Raw genomic sequence first — 4,796 nt, forward strand, 5'->3', positions numbered from 1 at the left:
TATTTCTGAGATTGGTTTCTTCGATAATTCTTTCTAAACGCTCTTGAAAAGCTCGATCTTTTTTCTCCTCTTTTTCTAAGGAGAATTTTTCCATTTGTAACTGCATTAAGCGACGATCTATCATTTCCAAATCGGCGGGTTTAGTGGTACTTTCTACCTCTAATTTGGCCGCCGCTTCATCAACTAAATCGATCGCTTTATCGGGTAAAAAACGATCACTAATATAACGATGGGATAGGGTAGCTGCTGCCACTAGAGCCGAATCGGTAATTGTCACCCCATGATGCAGCTCATAACGTTCTTTTAAACCCCGGAGAATTGAGATAGTATCCTCCACGGAAGGTTCCTTAATATAAACCTGTTGAAAACGTCTTTCTAAAGGCGGATCTTTTTCAATATGATTGCGATATTCATCTAAAGTTGTCGCCCCAATACAGCGCAATTCTCCCCGAGCTAACATAGGTTTTAATAGGTTGCCCGCATCCATGGATCCCCCTTCCCTAGAACCCGCACCGACGACGGTATGTAGTTCATCGATAAAGAGAATAATTCGCCCTTCTGATTGGGTAACTTCTTTCATGACTGACCGCAATCTTTCCTCGAATTCTCCTCGATATTTTGCCCCAGCGATTAAACTTCCCATATCGAGGGAAATTAACTGACGATTTTTCAAAGATTCGGGAACATCTCCGTTAACAATCCTTTGGGCCAATCCTTCAGCGATAGCGGTTTTTCCTACCCCCGGTTCACCGATTAAAACCGGGTTATTTTTCGACCGTCGCGAGAGGACTTGTACCACCCGTCGAATTTCTTCATCACGACCGATAACCGGGTCTAATTTGCCTTCTTTGGCCGCTGCTGTTAAATCCCGGCCATATTTATCTAAAGCTTCGTATTTTTCCTCTTGATTGGGTTCAGTAACCTTTTGAGTACCGCGAATAGCTTTGATGGCTAATTCTAAATCTTGGGGGTCAAGATTGAAAGTGCGTAAACATTTCCGGCCAACCCTTTCATCTTCGGCAAAACCGACGAGAAGATGTTCAACGGAGATAAATTTATCTTGCCAACTTTCCCGGGATGCTTCCGCTCGATCGAGCAGCAGATCGAGACCACGACCTAGGTATAATTGATCGACGATGGCCACTTTCGGCTGTCGGTTGGTGAAGACTTCTAGCTGTTGTTGCAGTCGCGGAATTTCTATATTAGCTTTTTGTAAAATCCGGGTGGCTAGACCGTTATTCTGCTCTAGGAGGGCAATAATAACGTGTTCCACCTCTAAGGTCTGATTTTTAAAGCGTCGCGCAATTTCTTGCGATTTAACGATCGAATCCCAAGCTTGTTCGGTAAATTTATTCGAGTCTGTGGGTTGCATTCTGCACCAATGAGGAAAGCCAGTGTCAGAGGTATAGTATAGCAAGGAGTCTCGATCGATCACAAAGTTCCAGACTCGACAAAGGGTCTGACTTGAAAGAGGGTGTAGGGTGTGGGGTGTAGGGTGTGGGGTGTGGGGTGTAGGGTGTGGGGTGTGGGGAAGGGAACCTCTTTCATCTGTGGGGGTGAAAATTTTTTCATCGGGTCTGAATTATTTATCACTATTACCCAATTGGGTTAAAGCAGTCCCGGTGAGACGACAAATTTGCCACTCTTTGAAGACCTTAGCCCCCATTTTTCCATAAAAATCGATCGCCAGTTGATTCCACTCTAAGACAGTCCATTCTAAAAGTCCTGCATCCCTAGCGACGGCAATTTTAGCCACAGCCATTAGTAAAGCTTTCCCGATACCTTGACTACGATAATCGGGTAAAACGAAGATATCTTCCAGGTAAATCCCCGGTTTAGTTATAAAGGTGGAATAGTTAGCAAAAAATAGGGCAAAACCGACTATTTTACCCTCTACTTCCGCCACCAATGCTTCGATGTAGGGTTTTTCTCCAAATAAATGATCCCCTAAAGCTTGACTATTTCCTGTCATTAAATGGCTGAGTTCTTGATAGGCTGCTAAGGCAACAATTAAGTCAAAAATAGCCTTGACATCGGTAGCAACGGCAGCACGGATGGAATAATTCATGATTGCTAGTCAAATCTTGATTTTAATGCTGATGATGTTTATGGGGAGATTCAGCAGGGGGAGAATTAAGATTGGAAAAATGGCCGTTATTTAATCCCATCCCAACGCTACCAATACTGAAAAGTCCCATGGAAACAAAACCGGCCGCAATTGTCCCCATGGCCACGGTTCCAATGGAAACTATTCCCATAGGAACAATACCGATGGAAATAACGCCCATGGGAACAATGCCAATAGAAATTATACCAGTGGGAGCAATACCGATAGACAACCATTTTCGCCCGGAATTACCACAACTATTCTCTTTTTCTTGACCTAGATTGGAATCCATGCTTTTAACCCCGAAGATGCTTTGAGCCTTCCCATCCTAGGTTAGGGGTAGAATTCTTGTCAAAAGACCGCTAGTCAAAATGAAAGTTAATTTTTTATAAAAACTCTTGACTTTTCATCTCAGTTATGTATTGGCGGGATACCGGCCACGTCGAGAATTTTTGGGACTAAATCCTCCCGTTTAATCGCCATGATGTGGACACCTTGACATAACTGCTGGGCTAATTTTATTTGTTCGGCGGCGATTTTGATGCCTTCTTCGAGGGGATGGGCTGCATCGGCGAGTCTTTGAATGATATGGTCGGGAATTTGTACCCCCGGCACATTTTTATTTAAAAATACGGCATTTTTAGCTGATTTTAACAGAAAAATCCCGGCTAGAATCGGTTTATCGGCCAGCGAGGCCACCTGTTGCATGAACTTATCAAGGCGATCAAAATCCGTAACTAATTGACTTTGAAAAAACTGCGCTCCCGCTTCGATTTTACGCTCAAAACGGCTTTGAAGACCGGACCAACTTTTTGACTGCACATCGACGGCAGCCCCGGCAAAAAGTTCTAGGGGTCCATCGGGTAAAGATTTATCGTTAAAGTCAAAACCTTTATTTAATTTATCGATTAATTTTAACAAACGTACCGATTCTAGGTCAAAAACTGCTCTAGCCTGGGGGTGATCTCCTGCTTTGACGGGATCTCCAGTTAAAGCTAGTATATTTCTCAATCCCAAGGCATGAGCGCCCATTAGATCTGCTTGTAATCCGATCACATTGCGATCGCGACAGGCTATTTGACAGATGGGTTCGATGTCGTGTTGATAGAGAATAGCGGAGGCAGCCAGAGAGGACATTCGCACTACGGCGCGACTGCCATCGGTAATATTAGCCGCATGAACGCGATTTTTTAGCCAGAGGGCCATTTCTAGCATATGACTGGCATTACCCCCTTTCGGGGGAGTAATCTCGGCTGTAATCAAAAATTCTCGGTCTTGAACCGCACGTCGTAAACGAGTAGTCATCAATTTATCTAGGTTTTAATCATAAATTTTATAGTAGATTTAGCCAGGCAATGACTCGGAGGCAAGGAATGATCATCGGGCGGCCTTGTTTTATACTGGTCAGTGCTGGTGCTTGGCTGATATCAGATGAGTTAACTGGCAGGAAAAAATTTCTAATGTAGTATAATACACGGACAGTTTAACCAAATCCGTTTACAAGTGTAAAGGACAACCGATTCGATCGAGCGATCATGCAAACTCTTCCTCCTCCTACTAAAGACAAAAAAGAAATCATGACCTACAAAATCGTCGCTTTAGGTGATAGCCTTGTGTATGGCTATGGCGACCCCGTGGGTGGCGGTTGGGCCGAGCGCCTACGTCGTTTGTGGATGGAAAGTGCCGGTCATGCCCTGTATAATTTGGGTATTCGCGGCGATCGAGTGGTACAAGTGTCCGAACGTTTAGAACAGGAATTTCGTCTCAGGGGGGAAATTCGCAATCGTCTCCCCGACCTGATTCTTCTCTCCGTCGGTGTTAATGATACAGCCCGTTTAGGCCGGCCCGATGGTCGTACTTATACCGATCACGATCTTTTTCAAACTCAAATTGAACATTTACTCGGCCGGGCCCGTTCTCTTTGCCCGGTTTTGTTTATAGGTATGATTCCCGTGGATGAGCGGAAAATGCCCTTTTTAGATTGCTTTTACTTCAACCATCGCGATCAGTATCGTTTTAAAGAAACCACTAAACAAGCTTGTCTAGAGCAAAATATTCCCTATCTCGATTTATTTGATCTCTGGATGAACCGGGGTGATCTGTGGTGTCAAGAAAGATTAATGGAAGATGGACTTCATCCCAATGTCCAGGGCTATCAATCAATTTTAGAGGATATTTTAAACTGGTCGCCCCTCACCTCCTTTGTCGGTGTGGATGGTTTTATTCAACCGTTCACAGGAATTGTAGAAAAGTGATGTCCTCTGTTCTCAGTTTGTTTGACATTGACGCTAGATTCTTGGTTCAACAAGTTCACTTCTTCCTCTTCCGTCGAGACAACCCAATAGACCTCGACCTAATATTATCTCAAGACTAAAAGTCTTTCTAGTTAAGGAATCTATCCGAATAAAAATTATTTTAATTGCCTCATATTTTTTCAGTAAAATTGAATTAGCAACGATAGATATACATTCCAGCCATCGAACTGTTTAGTTAGTGCATAAATCAAAAGCAGGCTGTGACTGAGTTAAGTAGTCGTGCAAAATTAATTTCCTAGTCGAGACTCCGAGACTCCGAGACAGGAGACTCCGAGACGGGAGACTCCGAGACGGGAGACTCCGAGACGGGAGACTCCGAGACAGCTATTAGGGATCGGATTTGAGTTTTCAGTTCACTGTTTCCTCACACCAGA

General features: G+C 43.9%; 6 protein-coding genes. 1 reads left to right on the forward strand and 5 read right to left on the reverse strand.

Annotated elements, in window-relative coordinates; genetic code table 11:
* From PX636_RS14200 to PX636_RS14220, 5 genes are all read right to left on the reverse strand, one after another.
* Window positions 1-1,372, reverse strand: a 1,372-nt coding sequence (locus tag PX636_RS14200) for a Clp protease N-terminal domain-containing protein (RefSeq protein WP_288117633.1), incomplete at its 3' end; no start/stop codon positions are given.
* A 59-nt stretch (window positions 1,373-1,431) separates the two neighbouring features.
* Window positions 1,432-1,572 (reverse strand): hypothetical protein, encoded by a 141-nt coding sequence (locus PX636_RS14205; protein ID WP_288117634.1) that lies wholly within the window; start codon window positions 1,570-1,572, stop codon window positions 1,432-1,434.
* Between the two features lie 10 nt (window positions 1,573-1,582).
* The gene (locus PX636_RS14210; protein WP_079207739.1) at window positions 1,583-2,068 is read right to left on the reverse strand and encodes a GNAT family N-acetyltransferase; all 486 of its coding nucleotides are present in this window, start codon (window positions 2,066-2,068) and stop codon (window positions 1,583-1,585) included.
* Between the two features lie 22 nt (window positions 2,069-2,090).
* Entirely contained in the window at window positions 2,091-2,399 is a 309-nt protein-coding gene (locus tag PX636_RS14215; RefSeq protein ID WP_002759516.1) for a hypothetical protein, read from the reverse strand.
* Window positions 2,400-2,518: 119 nt separating this feature from the next.
* Window positions 2,519-3,412 carry a methylenetetrahydrofolate reductase gene (locus tag PX636_RS14220; RefSeq protein WP_288117635.1) on the reverse strand — a complete coding sequence of 298 codons (894 nt, stop codon included), beginning with the start codon at window positions 3,410-3,412 and terminating at the stop codon, window positions 2,519-2,521.
* 230 nt (window positions 3,413-3,642) lie between these two features.
* On the opposite strand from PX636_RS14220, the gene PX636_RS14225 reads away from it, so the two are divergent.
* A complete protein-coding gene (locus PX636_RS14225; RefSeq protein ID WP_288117636.1) occupies window positions 3,643-4,362 on the forward strand; it encodes a GDSL-type esterase/lipase family protein in 720 nt (239 codons plus the stop codon).
* Window positions 4,363-4,796: the final 434 nt, after the last annotated feature.

The organism is Microcystis sp. M53598_WE2, assembly GCF_030067735.1.
Lineage (GTDB): Bacteria > Cyanobacteriota > Cyanobacteriia > Cyanobacteriales > Microcystaceae > Microcystis > Microcystis aeruginosa.